The organism is Lunatibacter salilacus, from assembly GCF_009797935.1.
GTDB lineage: Bacteria > Bacteroidota > Bacteroidia > Cytophagales > Cyclobacteriaceae > Lunatibacter > Lunatibacter salilacus.
In genome coordinates this window covers 25446-46562 of sequence record NZ_VOLC01000018.1, presented here as the reverse complement: position 1 = coordinate 46562, position 21117 = coordinate 25446, and the positions used below count along the sequence as shown (strand labels likewise).

General features: G+C 43.3%; 20 protein-coding genes. 10 read left to right on the top strand and 10 right to left on the bottom strand.

Annotated features, from left to right (window positions below; translation table 11 throughout):
* The first annotated feature begins 190 nt into the window (after nucleotides 1-190).
* Entirely contained in the window at nucleotides 191-1441 is a 1251-nt protein-coding gene (locus FQ608_RS20880; RefSeq protein ID WP_158860437.1) for an ABC transporter permease, read from the top strand.
* A gap of 143 nt (nucleotides 1442-1584) precedes the next feature.
* Here FQ608_RS20880 and recA read toward each other — a convergent pair whose 3' ends face one another.
* Nucleotides 1585-2652 (bottom strand): recombinase RecA, encoded by a 1068-nt coding sequence (gene recA, locus FQ608_RS20875; protein WP_158860436.1) that lies wholly within the window; start codon nucleotides 2650-2652, stop codon nucleotides 1585-1587.
* Nucleotides 2653-2843: 191 nt separating this feature from the next.
* On the opposite strand from recA, the gene FQ608_RS20870 reads away from it, so the two are divergent.
* From FQ608_RS20870 to FQ608_RS20860, 3 genes are all read left to right on the top strand, one after another.
* On the top strand, nucleotides 2844-3632 hold the full coding sequence (locus FQ608_RS20870) for a DUF3108 domain-containing protein (protein ID WP_158860435.1): 789 nt from the start codon (nucleotides 2844-2846) through the stop codon (nucleotides 3630-3632).
* Nucleotides 3633-3793: 161 nt separating this feature from the next.
* Complete coding sequence (locus FQ608_RS20865) at nucleotides 3794-4483, top strand: response regulator transcription factor (protein WP_158860434.1); 690 nt, start codon at nucleotides 3794-3796, stop codon at nucleotides 4481-4483.
* 4 nt (nucleotides 4484-4487) lie between these two features.
* Nucleotides 4488-5564, top strand: a complete 1077-nt coding sequence (locus FQ608_RS20860; protein ID WP_158860433.1) for a sensor histidine kinase — start codon at nucleotides 4488-4490, stop codon at nucleotides 5562-5564.
* 52 nt (nucleotides 5565-5616) lie between these two features.
* Here the strand turns inward: FQ608_RS20860 and FQ608_RS20855 are convergent, their stop codons facing one another.
* The 5 genes from FQ608_RS20855 to FQ608_RS20835 form a co-directional block, all read right to left on the bottom strand.
* Nucleotides 5617-6582, bottom strand: a complete 966-nt coding sequence (locus FQ608_RS20855; protein ID WP_158860432.1) for a CPBP family intramembrane glutamic endopeptidase — start codon at nucleotides 6580-6582, stop codon at nucleotides 5617-5619.
* 79 nt (nucleotides 6583-6661) lie between these two features.
* Complete coding sequence (locus tag FQ608_RS20850; RefSeq protein WP_158860431.1) at nucleotides 6662-6847, bottom strand: hypothetical protein; 186 nt, start codon at nucleotides 6845-6847, stop codon at nucleotides 6662-6664.
* Between the two features lie 57 nt (nucleotides 6848-6904).
* The gene (locus FQ608_RS20845) at nucleotides 6905-7090 is read right to left on the bottom strand and encodes a hypothetical protein (RefSeq protein WP_158860430.1); all 186 of its coding nucleotides are present in this window, start codon (nucleotides 7088-7090) and stop codon (nucleotides 6905-6907) included.
* Between the two features lie 10 nt (nucleotides 7091-7100).
* Complete coding sequence (locus tag FQ608_RS20840) at nucleotides 7101-8561, bottom strand: sulfatase family protein (RefSeq protein WP_158860429.1); 1461 nt, start codon at nucleotides 8559-8561, stop codon at nucleotides 7101-7103.
* Nucleotides 8562-8789: 228 nt separating this feature from the next.
* Nucleotides 8790-9893, bottom strand: a complete 1104-nt coding sequence (locus FQ608_RS20835) for a DUF4407 domain-containing protein (protein ID WP_158860428.1) — start codon at nucleotides 9891-9893, stop codon at nucleotides 8790-8792.
* A gap of 276 nt (nucleotides 9894-10169) precedes the next feature.
* Between FQ608_RS20835 and FQ608_RS20830 the strand changes: the two genes are divergently transcribed.
* Nucleotides 10170-10820, top strand: a complete 651-nt coding sequence (locus FQ608_RS20830) for a GDSL-type esterase/lipase family protein (protein WP_158860427.1) — start codon at nucleotides 10170-10172, stop codon at nucleotides 10818-10820.
* Between the two features lie 71 nt (nucleotides 10821-10891).
* On the opposite strand, the gene FQ608_RS20825 is transcribed toward FQ608_RS20830, so the two are convergent.
* A complete protein-coding gene (locus FQ608_RS20825) occupies nucleotides 10892-11266 on the bottom strand; it encodes a DUF3037 domain-containing protein (protein ID WP_158860426.1) in 375 nt (124 codons plus the stop codon).
* Nucleotides 11253-12053 carry a HipA family kinase gene (locus FQ608_RS20820; RefSeq protein WP_158860425.1) on the bottom strand — a complete coding sequence of 267 codons (801 nt, stop codon included), beginning with the start codon at nucleotides 12051-12053 and terminating at the stop codon, nucleotides 11253-11255. The genes FQ608_RS20825 and FQ608_RS20820 overlap by 14 nt, the downstream gene beginning before the upstream one ends.
* Nucleotides 12054-12275: 222 nt before the next feature.
* Between FQ608_RS20820 and FQ608_RS20815 the strand changes: the two genes are divergently transcribed.
* From FQ608_RS20815 to tsf, 5 genes are all read left to right on the top strand, one after another.
* Nucleotides 12276-12986, top strand: a complete 711-nt coding sequence (locus tag FQ608_RS20815; RefSeq protein WP_158860424.1) for an RluA family pseudouridine synthase — start codon at nucleotides 12276-12278, stop codon at nucleotides 12984-12986.
* Nucleotides 12987-13185: 199 nt separating this feature from the next.
* Nucleotides 13186-13629, top strand: coding sequence for a 50S ribosomal protein L13 (rplM, locus tag FQ608_RS20810; RefSeq protein WP_158860423.1), 444 nt, complete (start codon nucleotides 13186-13188; stop codon nucleotides 13627-13629).
* Nucleotides 13630-13641: 12 nt separating this feature from the next.
* Nucleotides 13642-14028: a 30S ribosomal protein S9 gene (gene rpsI, locus FQ608_RS20805; protein ID WP_158860422.1), complete on the top strand. Its 387-nt coding sequence runs from the start codon at nucleotides 13642-13644 to the stop codon at nucleotides 14026-14028.
* 52 nt (nucleotides 14029-14080) lie between these two features.
* Nucleotides 14081-14842 carry a 30S ribosomal protein S2 gene (gene rpsB / locus FQ608_RS20800; protein ID WP_158860421.1) on the top strand — a complete coding sequence of 254 codons (762 nt, stop codon included), beginning with the start codon at nucleotides 14081-14083 and terminating at the stop codon, nucleotides 14840-14842.
* A 150-nt stretch (nucleotides 14843-14992) separates the two neighbouring features.
* On the top strand, nucleotides 14993-15823 hold the full coding sequence (tsf, locus tag FQ608_RS20795) for a translation elongation factor Ts (protein WP_158860420.1): 831 nt from the start codon (nucleotides 14993-14995) through the stop codon (nucleotides 15821-15823).
* Between the two features lie 110 nt (nucleotides 15824-15933).
* Here the strand turns inward: tsf and FQ608_RS20790 are convergent, their stop codons facing one another.
* The gene (locus FQ608_RS20790) at nucleotides 15934-17448 is read right to left on the bottom strand and encodes a RagB/SusD family nutrient uptake outer membrane protein (protein ID WP_158860419.1); all 1515 of its coding nucleotides are present in this window, start codon (nucleotides 17446-17448) and stop codon (nucleotides 15934-15936) included.
* 226 nt (nucleotides 17449-17674) lie between these two features.
* Nucleotides 17675-20986, bottom strand: coding sequence for a SusC/RagA family TonB-linked outer membrane protein (locus FQ608_RS20785; RefSeq protein ID WP_158860418.1), 3312 nt, complete (start codon nucleotides 20984-20986; stop codon nucleotides 17675-17677).
* Nucleotides 20987-21117: the final 131 nt, after the last annotated feature.

The window sequence follows — 21117 nt, the reverse complement described above, 5'->3', positions numbered from 1 at the left end:
ATGGAATCTCGCATGATTTAATCATCCCGGTGTGTGACGCTTGAGTCATGCTCGATTTCATGTGTATGATATTAGGTATTTAATCTGATGAATGCTTACTTAGAATAGGTCATAAAAAATGCAAAGATAGCAAGAATATTGCCGAAATGTATCTAACTTGCCAAATAGTTTTAAATTAACCCATTAAGCTGTGTTATTACTTCGACTTATCTGGGAGAGTTTCAGATTTGCCCTTCAGGCACTGAAATCAAACCTCACGCGAACCATCCTATCCCTATTGGGAGTAACAGTTGGTATTTTTGCCATCATCGCCGTTTTTACGCTGGTGGATTCCCTTGAGAACAACATTAAAAACAGTCTCACATTTCTAGGAACAAATGTGGTTCGTGTGGACCGTTTTCCTTTTGCCTCCGGACCTCAAAATTATCCATGGTGGAAATATTTCCGCCGTCCACCAGGTACTCTGGCAGAGTACACTTTTTTGAATGAACGGCTGAAAAACGCAGAAGCTGTCACAATTTTTGCGGAGGCCAATACCACCGTGAAGCAGGCAAGCAACTCTTACGAGCGCGCTTCTCTTCAAGGTGTAGTGTTTAACCACAAAGAGGTCTATGAAGTTCCGATTCAGGAAGGAAGGTTTTTTACTGAACTGGAAATTTCCGCTTCCAGGAATGTCACTATCATAGGCGTGAAAATTGCCAATGCCCTCTTTCCAGGTCAGCAGAGTGTACTGGGAAAAGAGCTGAAAATCAAAGGACTGAAGTTTACCATTGTGGGAGTCTTTGAAGAAGAAGGAGAAGGACTTTTCGATACCCCATCCAAGGATGAGGCACTTTTAATTCCCTATGGTGCCTTCTCAAAAATATTCTCCGTTGGGAGATATGGTATAGAACCAGTTATTGCGGCTAAGGGTCTTGACGATGATCAGGATCTGATCGCTTTGGAAAATGAAATGGCCGGTCTGCTTCGCGCAAAGCGGGGGTTAAAGCCCACTGAGGAAGATAATTTCGCTTTAAATAAATCCGAGTTTGTCCAAAATGCCGTTGGTGCAATTTTCACTGTAATCAGTTTGGCAGGCTGGGTGATTGGTGGATTTTCCATCTTGATAGGGGGGTTTGGGATTGCCAATATTATGTTTGTATCGGTAAAGGAACGAACAAATATTATTGGAATTCAGAAGTCTCTAGGTGCCAAAAACTTCTTTATTCTATATCAATTTCTATTTGAAGCAACATTCTTAAGTTTAATAGGTGGTCTTGCCGGACTTTTTTTAGTATATATGGCGACCTTTGTCTCGTTGGGAAGCTTGGAAATCATCTTAAGTTTCAAAAATATTATGCTTGGAATTGGCCTTTCCTCGGTGATTGGCATACTTGCTGGCATTATTCCAGCCTCCATGGCAGCCAAACTCGATCCCGTAGAAGCCATTCGTTCTGCCTGATTTAAAGCTTGGAAAGGCAGTTTTAAAAACTAAAGCAAATCACTTAGAAAGATTCTGGAGAATGCCTGCATGTAGATTAAATAAAAGAGGGTGTCGAAATAATCGACACCCTCTTTTATTATTTACATCGGATTTCAGGATACCTATTTCTCTTCTTTCTCCGGCTTCTCCTTTACTGGTTTCTCCTTGGTTGGCTTTTCCTTGGATGCCTTCAATTTCAGCCCTGCTTTTTCCTTAATCTTCAATTCAAGTTCCTCCATGAGTTCAGGATTGTCAAGGAGCAGCGTCTTGACTGCATCTCTACCCTGCCCCAATTTATTTCCTTCATAAGAAAACCAGGAACCAGCCTTTTTAATGATCTCAAACTCCACACCCAAATCGATGATTTCGCCGACTTTCGAAATACCTTCTCCATATATGATGTCAAATTCCACCACTTTGAACGGAGGGGAAACCTTGTTTTTAACCACCTTCACTTTGGTTCGATTACCCATAATATTATCTGCCCCCTCCTTGATTTGACCTATCCTTCGGATATCCAATCTAACTGACGCATAGAATTTCAAGGCATTACCGCCCGTAGTGGTCTCCGGATTCCCAAACATGACCCCTATTTTGTCCCGGAGCTGGTTGATGAACACACATGCGCAGCCGGTTTTATTAATCGCTCCTGTAAGTTTTCGAAGCGCCTGGGACATCAGACGGGCCTGAAGACCCATTTTGCTGTCGCCCATCTCTCCTTCGAGTTCTCCCTTTGGCACCAAGGCTGCTACCGAGTCAATCACAATGATATCTATTGCTCCTGAACGGATCAGGTGTTCGGCGATTTCCAAGGCCTGCTCGCCATTGTCAGGCTGGGATATTAGCAGGTTTTCTATATCTATTCCCAATTTTTCGGCATAGGCCTTATCAAAGGCATGTTCCGCGTCAATGAATGCCGCCATACCACCGGCTTTTTGGGCTTCGGCAATGCAGTGCATGGAAAGGGTAGTCTTACCCGAGGACTCCGGGCCGTATATTTCTATAACCCGGCCTCGGGGTATTCCTCCAATACCCAAAGCCATATCAAGCCCCAAGGAGCCCGTGGAAATAGCGGGAATATCTAGGACAACATTGTCGCTAAGTCTCATTACAGTCCCCTTGCCGTAGGATTTCTCCAGCTTATCTATGGTTAATTGAAGGGCTTTTAATTTTTCGGAATTCGCATTCATAGGTATATTAGGATAGTATAAAAGTAACGACTAAAATTTATGTGAAATTAATCATTCGTCAGGGGAATCGCAACAAAAGGATAACCATAGTTTGATAAATCCGTACTTCCTATTCTAATCGTATTTTGATAGCTTTGGTTTTCATACTGGTACAGCTTTTGAGTCAGTAGATTTTAATCAACAAGATGCCCATGTCGCTCAATGTAAAAATAGCCTTGCTGTTTCTGCTTTTTTCTTTCAATTTCCCGGACTCCGAACCAAGGAGGAAAAACCAGGCTTTTACCCAGGGTGAAGAACTTACCTTCCGGGTTAAGTATCTGTTTTTCAATGCCGCCGAGGCTAAAATGGTAATCCATGACAACATTCACTATATCCAAAACAAACCCTCCTTTAAAATCGATGTGTACGGTAGGACCTTGAGTATTTTCAGGCTTTTCTATGTCAAAGACAACTGGGGAACGTATCTGGATACAGCAAATATCATCCCCTACCGCTCCTATCGTCACATCGAAGAGGGAAATTACCGAAAACACGAGGTTGTTGATTTTAACCATGACAAAAACGAAGCCCTACTGAAGCTATATGACCGGGACAATCAAAAGATTGTGGAAACCCAAAGCTTCCGAGTGCCCTCTAACATTCAGGATATCGTGAGCGGCTACTACATGCTGCGTACGATGAATTTTGGAACGCTTCGCGAAGGTCAAGCAGTTACCATTCGGGGTTTTTTCGATAAAAAAATATATAACCTAAAATTAATATACGAAGGCACCCAACGGATAAAAACTAGAATCGGCACCTATGAAACCCGGGTATTTTCGCCGATCATGCCTTCCAACAAGTTATTTAGCGGCGAACGGCCTATTAAGGTTTGGATCACTGACGACGACAACAGGATTCCTGTAAGGATAAAGGCTGATTTAGTGGTAGGTGCCTTGGATATGGAAATAACAGAAGCTGTAGGGCTAAGAAATCCGTAACAAACGGCTAAAATTCTTGAAATGGATAACAATTTGGTAATACTATCGTCTGGAAATGGCTGATATTAACCTCTTGTCCTTTCGGGGAATAACTTCTTTTTAAGGATTTGTTACCTTTGCGGTAAAATAAACAGGCTGTGAAAAATAGTTGGCTTTAAGGTATGAGTGATCAACGGAAAATTAAAGTCTTGGTCGTGGATGACGAGCAGGATATCATCGACATACTGACCTATAACCTGCAAAAGGAAGGGTATGAAGTAGAAACCGCCATGGATGGTATAAAAGCAGTGAGCATAGCGAAATCCTTTGTTCCTGATGTAATACTTCTGGACATCATGATGCCCCTTCAGGATGGCGTTGAAACTTGCAGACAAATCAGGGAGATCCCTGAGTTAAAAAGCACATTTGTAATATTCCTGACAGCAAGATCCGAGGAATATTCGGAAGTAGCCGCTTTTGATGTCGGAGCAGATGATTATATCAACAAGCCTATAAAACCCCGGGCACTGCTAAGCCGGATAGCGGCACTTTTTCGTAGAGAAACGAAAAAAGACCAGGAGGTATCCAAAATCACCGTCCGTGATTTGGTCATAGATCGGTCCAGTTATACCGTATCCAAGTCCGGAAAAATCATTATCTTACCGAAAAAAGAGTTCGAACTGCTTTACTTTTTATCCAAAAGTCCAAACATCGTTTTCAGCAGGGACGATCTCTTGCAGAACATCTGGGGAACGGATGTGTTTGTTTTGGCACGTACCGTGGATGTACATATCCGCAAGGTCCGGGAAAAAATAGGAGACGACTACATCACCACAGTAAAAGGTGTCGGTTATAAATTTGATCTAGGTTAATATAATGTTCAACACTTCCAGGGGGATATCCATGTTGCTGGCGATGGCTATTACGTTGTTAGTTATTGCCTTCTTATCCCTCATGGAAGACAGTACACCCACGGTTTTGATTGTAGCGGGAGCGGTCTGCCTCTCTGCTGCCTACTTACTGATATATATCACCCTGGAATTTTTAATTTTTAAAGAGGTCGGCAACATCTACCGGGTTTTGGATAAAATTCAAAAGAAAAATCCCGGGTATATCACGCCCAAAGGGTCGAAAAATTCCATCTCACCCCTTCGGAAAATTCAAGGATCAATCAATTCCTATGCCGCGGCGAAAAACCGCGAAATCGAGGTACTCCAGCAGAACGATGCCTTCCGCAGGGAATTTATTGCGGATATTTCCCATGAGTTAAAAACTCCCATCTTCGCTGCCCAAGGATATATCCACACCTTGCTCGATGGGGCCGTGGAAGATTTGAATGTAAGGGACAAGTTTTTGAACCGGGCTGCGAAGAGCATGAACAATCTGGAGAAGTTGGTACTGGACCTCATCACGCTAAACCAGATGGAAAGTGGCGTTGTCAAGTTCAATTTCACTCCCTTTGATATGGCTGAGGTCGTTCAGGAAGTAGTAGATCAGCTTGAAGACAAGGCCAACAGACGAAATGTGACGGTAAAATTCAAACCCGGCTCGGAAGGTCGCTTCATTACTTTTGCCGATAAAGAAAAGATATTCCGAGTCATTCAGAATTTGATTTCCAATGCCATCAAATACAATAAAGAAGACGGAGAAGTTACCATCAATCTCAAAGCAACCAAAAACAACATTACCTTCAAAGTAAAGGACGACGGAAAAGGCATTCCTCCAGAGGATCTCAAACGGATTTTTGAGCGTTTTTATCGGGTGGAAAAAAGCAGGTCCAGGGAACAGGGCGGTACAGGATTGGGACTTGCCATTGTCAAGCATATACTGGAAGGGCACAAGAGCAAAATATCCGTTTCCTCAACGTTGGGTAAGGGATCGGTTTTTAGCTTTGAGCTGCCATTGCATAAGGAAACTCAGGAGAAACTGGTTACGATGTTTTCATTTTTTTAAAAAAATCATAATCTCTACTAAGTTCGGTGATAAGAACTATCCATATCTATTATTAAAAAAACTGGATTTTTTTCATTTTTAAAGAATGCCGATAGAATACCGTAATTAACATTCCACAAATTATTATTGCTAATAATATCACTGTTGGTGAAGCAATTGAAACTTCTACATCTGGGTTTCGATGATAAAAGTTCAGCAGGGTAAAAGTAAAGGCATTGTTAATAATATGGATAAAAATCGGAACGACTAGATTTTCTGACCAGAAGTATAGATAGCCGAGAAGAACTCCCAACGCCATTCTTGGAAGAAATCCCAGAAACTGAAAATGGATAAAACTAAATAACATCGCAGAAATCCAAATGCCCAGGTGATGGTTTTTTAAAATGCCACATATCTCGTTTTGAACAAGACCACGAAAAAGTAGTTCCTCCCCAATACCTGCCAAAATTGCCACAACGAATAGTATAGGTATTATTTCATACCAATGATCGTAAATAACTATCAATTCCGTTATTTTTTGAGCAAGGGCCTCTTTTTCTAAAAGGTCTTGCTGCAGTTCAGAAAACCATGCTGGTATCTGCATTTGCTGGTTGAATTCAATCAAATAAGATGTGATCGGCAGAGCGGTCACAAAAATAAAAAATGACAAAAGAATAAACATTCCTAACTTTTCTGTCCGTATCAGGAATACTCGTTTTAGATCATTCTGGAAGAAATATATATAGATTAATGGAAGGAAAATATAGACAAATAGTGTGTTTAACCCCTGTAAAAGCAATAAGATCATCCTTACTTCTGATTCATCTTCCAGTTCTAACAATGAGTTTTCAGAACCTACCGGATTTATACCGAGTGCCAAAAAAACCAATTGACTTAAAAAAGCTCCTATTATTACAAAACCTACTATGAGCAACGCTATCCCAACTATTTTAAAAACCTTGCGTCTTATAGGATTGTGAAAATAAGTTAATCTGTTTATCATCAAATGCCTTGATTTTTCCTTTTGGAGCTTTTTCAATTTGCATAAGCCGTTTATAGTTTAGCTTTTAAATGGCTGCTGACGGATAGTCGTTAAATTACCTTGCGCAAATGTAGGTTTATCCTTTATTTTTTAGGATCACGTTCAAATAAACGAGCACCGCCGATTGAAGTGTAAACAAACCCACAGCAACCCAGATATTGGACTGCTCGGTGAAAATCAGGAGATATCCCAGAACAAGCAAACATACAAGTAAATAAACCAATGATGCTATCTGTTTAGCCTTCAATTTTTTAAGCGTCATAACTTCTTATTTTTAAAAGTAAAATTATGGCATTCCGAGCCGTATTTCACCATTTAATTACTCGGAATCCTTCTTATCCCTTTTTTGAAAATACACCCCAGCCAAATAAGACCCAATCACGGTGCCTCCAGCTATAGCTGGAATATATGGATGCTGAATGACTTCAAAGAAATTAAGTATATACACCCCCGCAGCCAACAGTCCGATTATTGAAATTAAAATGCGTAATTCTTTGTTCCCCATAATATGCTTGCTATCGGTTCAGCTCCAAGTAATTGGCTGGCCTAATGCTGTCGTTTCTGTCATAAAGGTAATTAAACCGGCGCATATACGCGTCAGCGGGAAGAAATTCATCACTGGTCTCTGCTAGCTTTTTCGCCAACACGCCATCCAAATAATCCCTAAGTTGGACGAACTGCGGCAAGTCCACCAAGTTGGTCATCTGGTAGGGATCCTGCTCGTTCTCATAGAGCAGCCAAGGCCCCAGCAGATCCCGCACATAGGTGTATTTCCGGGTGCGTACGCCTCTGTATTCCCGGCCCCCATTCATAAATTGCCACTCGTGAAAAGGCACAGGAAGGGTAATCAGTGCTGCTTCATTTTCAAGTTCCTCACCTGCCAATAAAGCTGTGGAAAAGTCCTTCCCCTGTACACTCGTTGGAATATCCAATCCGGACAATCCCAGAAAAGTAGGCAATAAATCCGGTGTATTGATAGGGTCTAAAACCTCCCTTCGTTCCTTTCCCAGCCTATTGGGATAGCGTATGAGCAAAGGAACCATTATGGATTCGTCCCAGGGGCGTTGTTTTTTCAGAACGCCTTTTGACATCAACATATCCCCGTGGTCAGAGGTAAATACGAAAATCGTATTATCCGTCAAACCCTCCGCTTCCACAGCATCCATCAGGTCACCTATGGCTTTATCCATCGCTGTACAATGGGCATAGTAAGCGGCTATGACCCGGCGGGCACTATCTTGGTATATTTCCGGCACGTTCGGTCTGAGAAATATTGCTGCTGGGTCATACATGTCTTGGTATTCTTTTGGGGCGGAAAAATATGGATCATGCGGAGGCCCATAGGATAAATAAAGTAGGAAAGGATTATCCTTATTTTGCTTTACATAACTTATCGCACTGTCCGTTTGCGGGAACACGTCATATCCCTCCCAAAACTGCTTTTCATCATTCTCATCAAAATAATAACTGTTGTTATAATCGTGAGTTACCTCTCTTACTTTCCAATAATCAAAGCCCTGCCGCCTTTCTTTGGGCACGGGTTTATTTCTACCGCTAAAGGGATCTTCACCACGCATGTGGCCGTTTAGGTGCCACTTACCAATATATCCCGTCTGATAGCCGGCCTCCTTATAGATTTTACCCATGGTAACGGCATTGGTCGGCAGGGGTTTATCATTGTAAAAGAGCCCGTTGGTTAAGGGGTATTGGCCGGTAAGAAAACTCGCCCGCCAGGGTGCACAAACGGGGATCACGGCGACGGCATTTTGAAAAACCACACTTTCAGCCGCCAATCGGTCCAGATTAGGAGTAATAATGTCATTGTTCCCCGCATAGCCAACGGCTTCCCCCCGCCACTGATCGGCAAGGATAAAAATGACATTTGGCGGAGGAAGTTCTTCGGAACTATCAACTTGGGGAGATTGGCAACCGAGAACGATCCCGGCAAGAAAGATAAAATAACTGGTCTTAAGCATTCAACTCAAAAGGTTTATTGGGTAAATTTCCCTTCAAGTTCCGTAAAAATTGTCACAAATAGAAATGTATGACCAATCGACTATTACAGTTTTTGATTTTTCTAAAATCCGAAATACTTTATCCGTTGTTCTTTATGGCGAAAAAACCTTCCAGGTTTCACCTGAATAATTTAAATAACTAGTTGATTATCAACAAAACTTGGAAGGTTTGTTGATATAAGGGAGTTATTACTCCGGCGCCATTTGAGGATTGTGGGCGGTGTTTCTGTATAGCTTTTCCCGCTGCTCCTCCAGTGTTACCTTTGTTTTATCGGGTGTTAGTTCATCGAATACATGTAGCCGAACCTGACTATCCGAGGCGGTCTTGTGCCACTGCTCATCCGCATACAATATGATACCGGCTTCATGTTTATCCAAAAGCATATCATAGGGCCCGGCTGAAGCCATTAATTTTACCAGCAACGGGGCAGTCTCGACGATCAGGAACAGTAAAATTATAAAGATATTTGCCCAGTACATGGAAATGTTTTCGGCAGTGAGTGTCCCGAGCGCCTGCAAACGGGCGGCTAAGCCGTCATAGTTGTCCATAGAAATTTCCTGCCGTTGCCATTCGGCTTCCTTGGCCGCTTCAATGACTTTCAAATCCTCCTCATATGCCACTGCCCTTTCAAGATTTCGGGCTTCCGACTCCCTGTAATCCTGTTCAGCCAAATTCAATTGTTCTTCCTTTTTTCGGGCATTGGTACCCAAGCCGACAACACCGGATGTACCAGGAGTCTTTAGTCCAAAGCGTTCGGCATCATACTCCTTCTGCTTTTCGTCTCTAAATTCCCGTTTATTGTCAGTGTCCTCTTGGAGGGACTGAATCCCGTTCAAAATTTCCGTCTTTTCTGGAAATCCAAGGTCAATTTGTTCTTTGGTTTCCTGAATGACTGCCAGCCTGTCTTTGTCCAGTTGCCGGTTGATTTCCTTTTCAAAAATACGCAGCTCAAGCGGCTTGGCTATTACTAATGCCAATACAGCGGCGAGGAAAAAACGGGGTAGGGCGATTCTCCATTCCTCAAAACTGCTTTTCCGCTTCCGCATGGTACCCACGATGTACCTATCCAGGTTAAAAATCATCAAAGCCCAGATTACCGCCAGAATTACTGCTACATAGGGAGAATCAAATACCGTATGCATGGCATATCCAGCAGCCAATCCTGCGAATATGGCCGTAAACAATACCGTCCCACCTATTCCAATATATTTGTTGGATTCAGTTGGGCATTTCTTCAATAATGGCTGGTATGCTCCGGCACAAAACCACAGCATTCGTTGGATATAGGTCATAAAGTGAACGCAATTATTTTAATTAAAGCAAAGCCCATACTAGTTTTCGTACTGGGTCAAAAATGTGACAGAAACAGATAAAAAGCTTGTATAACTTGAATCAACAGTCCATTGTTAGTTACATTTTATATCAAGCCGAGTTTCCAAGTGACCGTTTTCAGACATAAAGGAACCGAACCTGTCCGAAAACGGAACAGGCAACCAATATTTTTTTTCCGGTAGTGCGAGTAACCGTAAAAGCACGTAATTTCGGACTTGAAAACTCAAAAATCTATTATGAAGAAAGCAAACTGCATGCTGTTCCTGTTTTTAATTCTTGGCCAAGTTTGGGCACAGGATCCGACCCGGTTTGAAGGCCAGGTTCAAGAAATAAGAGAAATATATCCCGCTGAAGACTATCAGGGATCGGTAGTATTCACCGGAAGCTCCAGCATACGTATGTGGGCAGATTTGGCTACTGATTTCCCCAATCACAAAGTGGTTAATGCCGGATTCGGCGGTTCGCAAGCAGTAGACCTGTTGCATTATGTGGACGAATTGATTTTGGCGTACCGTCCAAAACAAGTATTTATCTATGAAGGGGACAATGATATTTCCGCAGGAAAAGACACGGAGGTAATCATGGAAACATTAAACCTGATCGTATCGGAAATAAAATTAAAACTGCCAGAAACTGAGGTCATCCTAATCGGCGCAAAACCCAGCATTTCCCGTTGGGAATTGGCAGACAAGTATAAGGATCTCAACACGGAAATGGTAAAATACAGTGCGGTTACCGCCAGTGTGCAATATGCCGATGTATGGACAGGCATGCTGGGTCCGGACAAAAAACCCCTGCCAGATATCTTCCTGGAAGACGATCTGCACATGAAGCGGAAAGGATACGAGATCTGGGTAAAGGAAATCGGTAAGTTTTTGGGCTATTAAGCTATGAACAGACTTAGTTTTACCCAGTACGCATCTTAATTTGACAGCTGGGGGATAGCTAATTTTGGTATTTACAAAACATACTTTTGAAAAAGCTTGTCCAAGGTTTCGGAAAGATCATCAGAGAATCCACTGTGGGGCCTGGAAGTTTGAATAATCGAACTCCTAACGGCCGTAAGCCACCTAAATCTTGAAGTGGCATCCTGAAGGGCAATTGGACTGCCATTGGGATGCCCTTCACAAATTTTCCGAAAGGATTCTAGGTAGGATTGGATGATGCCCACGTCAGCTTTCTGATCCAATGCGGTCAACTTTTTCTCATCCAAAAAGATCTTACAATGTAGCATGCCCTGTTGCTTGCAGTTTAGGATTGCTCCCACATTGATAAATTCCTCCCGCTCAACGGATGGAACAACCCGAAGTATGGCGTATTCATATAAGTGCATGCCTTGCCTCTTTTATTTGGTTGATAAATACATCCGAACTATCTCTCCTTAGTTTCAGAAATTCCCGATAAATCTCTTTCCCTTCCGATGCGGATTCGACATCCCTGGATGCCAACACCCATTCATCCGGGATCAAATCAACTATCTCCGACAATTTATTATCCGTCAACAGTGATTTGAAGATTATGTCCACCTCGTCGATCTGTGAAGCCTGCGGTAGTAAAACATGATCTTTGATTGTCGGAAAGGAACCTGCTGCATGTTTTTCCCAATTGGTCCAGGAATGGTGAAATAAAAAGGCAGCGCCATGGTCAATCAGCCAAAGCTCCCTGTTCCACAGCAACATATTGGTATTTCGATAGGTCCTGTCCACATTTGTAATAAAAGCATCCAACCAGACAATTTGGGAAGCCAGCAATGCATCCACCTTAGTGGCACCGGGGTCAAAAGTAATTGCCTTTGACAAAAAGTGGAGCCCAAGGTTTAACCCCTGGCTCCCTTTAAGTAAATCCTGGATTTCTTCATCTCCTTCAGATCGTCCGAAAGCCTCATCCAGATCCGCAAGAACCAATTCAGGAACTTTGAATCCGAGCAGCCTGGCAATTTCGCCGCCCAACAGCTCTGCAATCAGTGCCTTTTCCCGCTGGCCGGCTCCTCTAAACTTAAGCACATAGCTAAACCCGTCATCAGCATCAGCCAAGGCAGGCAGGGATCCACCCTCACGCAAAGGCATCACATACCGCATTACGCGAACTCTCCTAAGGGTAAGTTGATCGTCTTTTTCCATCATTTCGAAAACACCAGCCCAAAGATAAATAGAATTTGATCGGTAAAATTTAAAATGGGATCTAAAACTACTCTACGAAAAAACATTATGTAGACTCGGCACTTATGAAAAACTCTAAATTTAGGCACATCTAAAATTCTATGCTACACATTATTCACCCTAATAATTTTATTCCCATTACAATATGTGTTACTTTTGCGGCCCGGTTTGGAGAGAAGCCTTATGAAGAAAATTGTATTTAAAGATCTGATTCTGTTTGAAAACGATGATTTTATTGTCGTGAACAAACCCCCTTACCTGTCCACGCTGGACGACAGGCATGAGGCACAGAACATTCTCCATTTGGCCAAGCAGTACACTCCAGACGCACAGGTCTGTCATCGACTGGATAAGGAAACATCGGGTTGTCTGGTAATCGCCAAGCACCCCGACGCGTACCGGCACATGGCCATGCAGTTTGAGGACCGCAGTGTGCACAAAGTATACCACGCAGTGGTAGACGGCATACATGAGTTTCGACAAACGATGGTAGACAGAAATCTTCTTGCCAATAACAAGGGGATTTCCAAGGTAAGTCCGGAGGGAAAGCCGGCGCTTACTTATTTTGACACTTTGCGTACCTACTTCCATCACAGCCTGATTGCGTGTAATCCGATTACTGGGAGAATGCATCAGATTCGGGTCCATCTTTCTTACTTGGGCGCTCCTATTTGCGGGGATGAACTTTATGGAGGAAAACCCCTTTATCTATCTAAGATAAAGCGGAAGTTCAACTTAAAAAAAGGCACAGAGGAAGAACCGCTGATGCAGCGTGTATCCCTGCATGCGCACTCGATCCGATTTACGCTTATGGATGGCGGAATGCAAGTTGTGGAAGCACCTTATCCAAAAGATTTCGCGGTGCTGGTCAAGCAACTGGAAAAAAACCGCTAATAGTTAGGTGTGAATTGAGGGCAAAATCAGGAATGAGGTCAATTTTTCAGAGGAACAGGCAAAACAATTTTTGCTATTCTTGTGAAAATAAGGCAGTAATGTCAGGAATGTTTTGCAAATAAATTTAATTACATCTATCTTTGTGTCCCTTTTTGAGGGTGAACTGTATTTAACAAGCTATTAATTAAACATTTACACAGTGGATACTTTAAGCTATAAGACCATTTCAGCAAACAAAGCTACTGTACAGAAGGATTGGGTTATTGTGGATGCCCAGTCCCAAGTATTGGGTAGATTTGCCAGTGGAGTGGCGAAAATTTTAAGAGGGAAACATAAGCCGAACTTTACCCCTCATGTAGACTGCGGAGACAATGTAATTGTCGTAAACGCGGGAAAAGTCAGGTTAACTGGCAAAAAATGGGACGATAAGGTATACGTTCGCCACACGGGATATCCCGGAGGGCAGCGGATTGCCACACCAAAGATTTTGATGCAGAAATCTGAGATCACTTTGGTGGAAAAGGCTGTAAGAGGCATGTTACCAAAAAACAGGTTGGGCAGAAAGCTCTATACCAATCTTTATGTTTACGCTGGCCCTGAGCATCCGCACAGTGCACAGCAACCAAAAGAAGTCACACTTTAATGCTAGCCGTCAATGGAAGTAACTAACACGATCGGAAGAAGGAAGACCTCCGTAGCAAGAATTTACATGAAACCGGGAAATGGCAACATTACCGTCAACAAAAAAGAGTTGGCAGTATATTTCCCATTTGACCTGCACCAAATTGTGGTTAGACAGCCTTTGACGCTGATCAACCAGGATGGTTCGTATGATATACAAATCAACGTAGACGGTGGTGGAATCAAAGGTCAGGCGGAAGCTATCCGTATGGCGATCTCCCGTGCCCTATGTGAAATCAACGAAGAAAACAGACCGCCATTGAAGAAAGAAGGGTTTCTTACTCGGGATTCCAGAATGGTAGAACGTAAGAAAGCAGGCCGCAAGAAAGCAAGAAGAAAATTCCAGTTCTCCAAGCGTTAATAGCTGGATACTGTTTCTTTTACATACAGTTAAACAAACACATATTTAATAAATGGCCAATTTAGAATATAAAGACTTACTGGATGCTGGTGTTCACTTCGGACACTTAACAAGAAAGTGGGATCCAAGAATGGCACCGTATATCTTCATGGAGAAGAACGGAATCCATATCATCGATCTGAATAAAACGCTCGTTTGCCTTGAAGAAGCATCCAACGCAATCAAGCAAATCGTACGCTCCGGAAAAAAAGTAATGTTCGTAGCTACTAAAAAACAAGCCAAAGACCTGGTGGCGGAAGAAGCAAGAAGGCTGAAAATGCCTTATGTGACTGAAAGATGGTTAGGTGGCATGATGACTAACTTTGCAACGATCCGGAAGTCGCTCAAGAAGATGACCTCCATCGATAAGTTGATGAAGGATGAGTCTTACCAAAACCTCGCAAAAAAGGAGCGTCTGATGATCACTCGTCAGCGTGAGAAACTGGAATCAGTTTTGGGCGGTATTGCCGACCTTACGCGACTTCCTTCAGCTTTGTTTATAGTAGATATCAAAAGAGAGCATATCGCTATTGCTGAAGCAAAAACGCTTGGTATCCCTGTTTTCGCATTGGTGGATACGAACTCCAACCCTAATGAAGCGGATTTCCCTATCCCAGCCAATGACGATGCATATAAGTCCATTTCTTTGCTGGTGAAAGCATTCGGCGCTGCCATCGAAGAAGGACTCTCAGAACGTAAAAGAGACAAGGACGACGCAAAACTCACTGAAGAAGAGGAAGCCAAAAAGGCTGTTGACGCGGACTCCAACGAGTAATCCACAATGATTATATATTTCAAAAAATTGAACATAAGGTTTTCCTGTGTTCAATTTTTTGTTTAATACAACATAATAGATCTGCCGGAATTTGTACGTCTGGAAGAATCTAAATTTGATCGTAAATCATAAAATAAAACAAACATTACAATGGCTATTACTGCACAAGAGGTAAACAAATTGAGACAAATGACCGGAGCCGGTATGATGGACTGTAAGAAAGCCCTTACCGAAGCTGAAGGAGATTTTGAAAAAGCTATTGACATCCTTAGAAAAAAAGGTCAAAAAGTATCCGCTTCCAGAGCAGACAGAGAGACAAAAGAAGGTGTGGTAGTAACCGACATCAGCGCAGATGGCAAAACAGGTGTCCTTATTTCATTGACTTGCGAGACTGACTTCGTGGCCAAAAATGAAGAGTTTGGCAAATTGGCAAACAGCATCCTTTCCCTAGCGGTAAAAGAAAATGCCGATTCGGTTGAAGCCATTCAGGCACTGCCTTTTGAAGGTATCACGGTAGGAGAAAAAATCACCGAAATGACCGGAAAAATAGGTGAGAAAATCGAAATTTCCCACTTTGAAAAACTTACCGGTGACCAAGTGGTAGCGTATATCCATTCCAACGGCAAATTGGGCGTATTGGTATCCCTAGTGAATAGCGGCGGAACGAACGTGGAAGATGCAGGTAAGGACGTGGCTATGCAGATCGCTGCCATGAATCCTGTAGCTGTAGACAAAGACGGCGTAGATGCCACTACTGTAGAAAGAGAAATCGAAGTAGGCAAAGACCAGGCCCGCCAAGAAGGTAAGCCGGAAGAAATGCTTGAAAAAATAGCATTGGGTAAGTTGAACAAATTCTACAAAGAAAACACCTTACTTAGCCAGGCTTTCGTCAAGGACAACAGCAAAACTATTGCCCAGTATTTGGACAGTGTGAGCAAAGGATTGACAGTAAGTGCATTTAAGAGAATTTCAATCGGGTAATTCCCCTAGTTAATATCCAATAAAAAAGGCCTGATGATTGATTTCATCAGGCCTTTTTTTATTAATAAAAGGAGATGCTATCACATCTCCTTTTTCTATTTTACATCAAATCAATAACCCGGATTTTGTGGGGCAAGATTTGGATTTACATCCAATTCAATTCGAGGCAAAGGCATTAGATAATCCCTGCCAGCATCAAAACTTGGGTGTGGTTCAAGAGAGTTTGGTCCTTTGAACACTAGATCTCCCATTTGCCGTCGTTTGATATCATACCATCGGTGATATTCAAAGGCTAATTCCAAGCGACGCTCCTCCAAAATCAAGTTCACAAAATCTTCCTTATCCAATCCACCCTGAACATCTTCGGGGAAGCTGTTTTGCTGTCCTGCAGCGTTTCTGGCTCTGGCACGGACCTCATTTACCCATCCGATGGATTCCGCTGTTGGACCGTTATTTACCTCAGCAGCAGCTTCTGCCGCCATCAGCAATACATCTGCATACCGCATTGCCGCATAATTATGATCTGTGAACCTTCCCTCCGCATTGCTGTTGCCAGGAAATCTCCTGTATTTAGCAATATGAGGTCGTTGGGTATTTACAAACTCTGTATAGGGTTGCATGACTCCCGCGATCGCCGCAGAATCCTCGAAACTTACCTTTTTTCGATAATCGCGATCATCCCAAGTATTAAATACCGGCATTGACGGAACGGCTACGCTCCATCCAAGTTGATCAGCACCCCGAATACCGGTCATCGCACCCATAAGGTCGTCATTGGCACCGCCACCACCAGCTTGTTGACCCAAGAACTCTACTGCGAAAATATGCTCCCGCATATTGTTGGATAGTTCAGCGCGGAACAAATTTTGAAAATCCGGTTCTAAGTCGTATCCAAACCTTCCCTTATTTTCTATCACCCATTTCGCTTCCTCATATGCCTTAGGGTAATCGTTTAGCGTTAGGTGAACTGAGGCAAGAAAAGAAGCCGCTGTTCCTTTTGTTGGCCTTGATCTGATATTATTGGAATGCTGATCAGGTAGCCATTGTTTGGCATATTCAAAATCGGCCAATATTCCCTGATAGATGGTAGCCTCTGGCGTTTTACTGATTTCTTTCACCAATTCAGGATTGTTAATAAAGAAATCGATATAAGGCAAATCCCCAAACATCCGCACCAAATGGAAATAGCTGAACGCCCGCACAAACCTGGCTTCTGCCACCAGACGGTTATTCACTTCCTCCTCCAAAGCCAATGTTTCCGCACCGGAAATGGCCGCATTTGCAGCAGAAATAACCTGATACCAGTAGGGCCAAAACTGGTTGACCATACCGTTGTTATCATCCATATTGAAGTCATTTACCTGCTGCCTCTCAGCTGGAGTACCTCGGTCTCCAATATCTACCATGTCGCTGCGAAGCATCAGGGCAGTCACAAACTGTCTACCCCAAAGCCGCTCACTGGCTATCCAGCCGTATGCTCCAAAAATCGCAATTTCCACATCCCGGGAGGTGTTGAACAAGCTCTCCGGTGCCAACAGACCTATCGGTCTTTCTTCCAAGTCCGCACATCCCAAAAACATGCCGACAAAACTCAGTAACAAAAACTTATTGATATATTTTTTCATGTGTCTATAATTGTTTTTCAGCGGTCACATGGAATCTCGCATGGTTGATAGTCATCCCAGTGTGTGACGGCTACGTCATGCTCGATTTCATCTGTTTATAATTTTTTTTCAACGGTCATAACTTGCCCCGCACTAGCAGTCGGGGTGGAATCTCGCATGATGGATAATCATCCTCTGAATGAGGGTTTTCTCATGCTCGATTTCATGATTTTTCCGTAGTCGGTGATTAAAAGCCCACATTGATTCCAAAGGTATAATTCTTGGCATTCGGATAGGAACCGTAATCCAAGCCCAGGTTTCTGTTGCCGTTGGTTGAACCTCCTGATTGGTAATTGACTTCAGGATCGTAACCTCTGTAGTTGGTAAATGTCAGGATGTTCTGCGCACTGACGTACAGCCTAAGCCGGGTTACTTTCAGTTTTTCCAATACTGGCGCTGGCATGTTATAGCCTAGGGAAAGGTTTTTCAGCCGGGTAAAAGTGCCGTCATAGATCCAACGGGTAGAGACTCTTCTGGTTCTGCCTGTCATAGCTCTTGGAATATCCGTATTGGTATTGGTAGGAGTCCAACGGTTCAATGCCGCCGTAGTGGCGTTGTTGATACCCGAGAGTAGGTCCAATTCCATCAAAGTGTAGCTTAGGATATCATTTCCGTAGGAACCTTGGAAGAAAACGTTCAAATCAAAATTTCTCCAACGGAAATCATTATTCCATCCCCAGATAAAGTCCGGATGAGGATTACCTATTATTTCCCGGTCATTGGCGTTTAGCATGCCATCTCCATTCAGATCCCTGAATTTCTCCCCTCCTAGAACCTGCTCAAAGCCTCCACCTGGTATAAAATCATCGCCTTGCTGATATACACCATCATAAACCCAACCGAAGAAGCTACCCACCGGATAGCCTTCCTTCAGTAACTGGGTGTTGCCCAAACCGACCATATGTCCCGGTCCGGATCCGTACTGAATATCTGTTCCATCTGGTAAGGAAAGTACTTTGTTTACGTTTCTGGAAATATTCACATCCATATTCCATTGGAAAGCACCAACCAGATTTCGAGATCCCAGTGTCAGTTCTACTCCTTTGTTTTCTACCTGACCAATATTTCTCAGTTGGTCCGTATAACCTGAATATCTCGGTAATGGAACGGAAAATAATAGATCGGAAGTTACCATGCGATAATATTCCGCAGACAAGGTAATTCTGTCATCCCAAAATCCCACGTCTGTACCTATGTTGAGTTGTGCCGTTGTTTCCCAAGTCAGGTTATCGTTGGCTACCGTAGTAGGCCTTACCGCATTGACGGGAGAATCATTAAGCACGGTGAATACTGAGGAAAATCTAGCAAGCGTTTGGTACGGAGCAATGGCTTGGTTACCCGTAATACCGTAGCTACCTCTCCACTTCCAAAAGCTAATTAAGTCCGAGGTATCCAAGAACTTCTCATTTTTCATGTTCCATGCTACAGCACCAGAGGGGAAGAAAGCCCATTTGTTGTTTCGACTAAAGGTAGAAGAACCGTCGTACCGCGCATTGAAGGTAAACAACAACCTATCGGCAAAGGAATAATTCACCCTTCCATAATAGGAGGAAATCTGCCAGTCAGTAAAGGCTGAATTGGGGGTTTGCCAGACTGCGGAAGAGCCCAGGTTCCAGTAAGAAAAGGCATCGGTAATGAAATTTTGTCCCCGGGCACCCCAGCTTTCATTCTCTGAGGATTGGAAGGAATAACCCGCCATGGCGGAGAAATTGTGGATTTCGCCAAATGTTTTGTTATAGGTCAGGTAATTTTCATTAAGGAATAGCGTACTTCTAGATGCGTTTATACGTGCATCACCACCTACATTTCTTCCTTCGGTCACGGTAGTTGGGGAATGTTGTCCGTTACGCCCTGCATGGGAAGTCGCCCCGAAAGTCGTTCGGAATTTCAGATTTTCAAGGATATCATATTCCGCAAACATGTTTCCCTGAAATCTATCGGTAACATTTTGATCGATCAAAGACGTTGCGATAGCATAGGGGTTGTCAATCGGATCGTTTAGCCTTGCTACTGTAAAGGTGCCGTCTGGGCGGTAGATGGGCTGATCTGGCTCGAATTTAAACGCTGAGGCAACTACGCCGGGAGTCAAGCCTCCCGACCCCTCTTGGGTTCGTACACCGTCACTTTCGCTACGCTGCGCAAAGAGATTCAACCCAATTTTCAGTTTTTGAGTGGCTTGGACATCCAAGTTGGAGGTAATGGAAAATCGGTTAAAATTAGAATTGATAATAACTCCTTTTTGGTCAAAATACGCACCGGATACGTAGTAATTTACCCCATCATTTCCACCGGAAATCGACAACTGGTAGTTTTGGATTCCTCCGGTTCGGAAGATTTGGTCTTGCCAATCTGTATTACCACCAGCGGATGTGATGTTTGGTCTTGCCTCAGAGATGTAGTCAATAAACTGGTCTGCATCAAGCAGGTCCAAGCGATTGATTTCGTTTTGGGCAGAATAGGAGGAGTTGAACTCAATGCGGGCTTTTCCTTTTGTTCCACGCTTTGTAGTGATCATAATGACACCATTGGCTCCTCTGGAACCATAAATCGCAGTTGCTGAAGCGTCTTTTAGTACTTCTACGGAAGCAATATCCTCCGGAGGAGGCATCGCTGCTCCAATAAATCCGTCTACTACGAAAATCGGGTCACTGCTGGCATTGATAGAGGTGCCGCCACGAATCCTTACCTTAAGTGCTGCACCAGGAGCACCGTTGGTTGCTTGAATTTGAACGCCCGCAGCACGGCCCTGTAAAGCTTGTACTGCACTAATGGCAGGGTAAGCGGTCAATTGTTCCGACTTTACCGACGATACAGCGCCCGTCAAGTCGCTTCTTTTTTGAGTACCATACCCGATGACCACCACTTCTTCCAGTGATGATTCATCCAAATTCATGGTAACATTTAATTCGGTTTGATTACCCAATTGAATACGCTGGGTAGCATAACCAATAAACGAAAACACGATGGTTGATCCTTCCGGAACAGTAATGGAGTAGGTTCCGTCGATATCTGTAACAGATCCCGTCGTAGTACCCTGCACGGAAACGGTTGCGCCGGGTAACGGATCTCCATTTTCATCCCGGACCACACCCCTAACGGTAACATCCATCTTGGAGACTACTTCCACATTGGCACTGTTTACCTTTTTGACATCTATTTGGTCATTGACTTGCCGAAATCCCAAGGAAGCTTGTTGGGCAACCTGCGTCAGTAATCCCTCCACCGTGGTCGAAGTCCCGTCTACAGTCACTGCAAAATTTTGGTCAATATCTTTCCTGTCATAGGAAAAGGTGAATATGGACTTGCTCTCCACCAAGCGGAAAAACTGTCCCAGGGTCATTTCTTCCCTGCCCAATGAAACCCAAACCTGATCGATGGATCGTAGTTGGGCGTTAACATTTACTGCCAAAACCAGGTTAAACAACAAGGTTTGCAGGATTAACCCCGTAAGGAAATACCTTGACAACATATAAATTGTCTTTTGTAGTTTTAATTTCATAATTTTAAAATGGTTTATTGTACATACATTAAGCCAGGTCCGGTGGTACGTTCATTCCCCAATGTTGTATACCCCGGGCCTTTCTTTTTTTAACTAACTGATCGGCTAGGAAGTGTCTGTTTTTTGCTTCA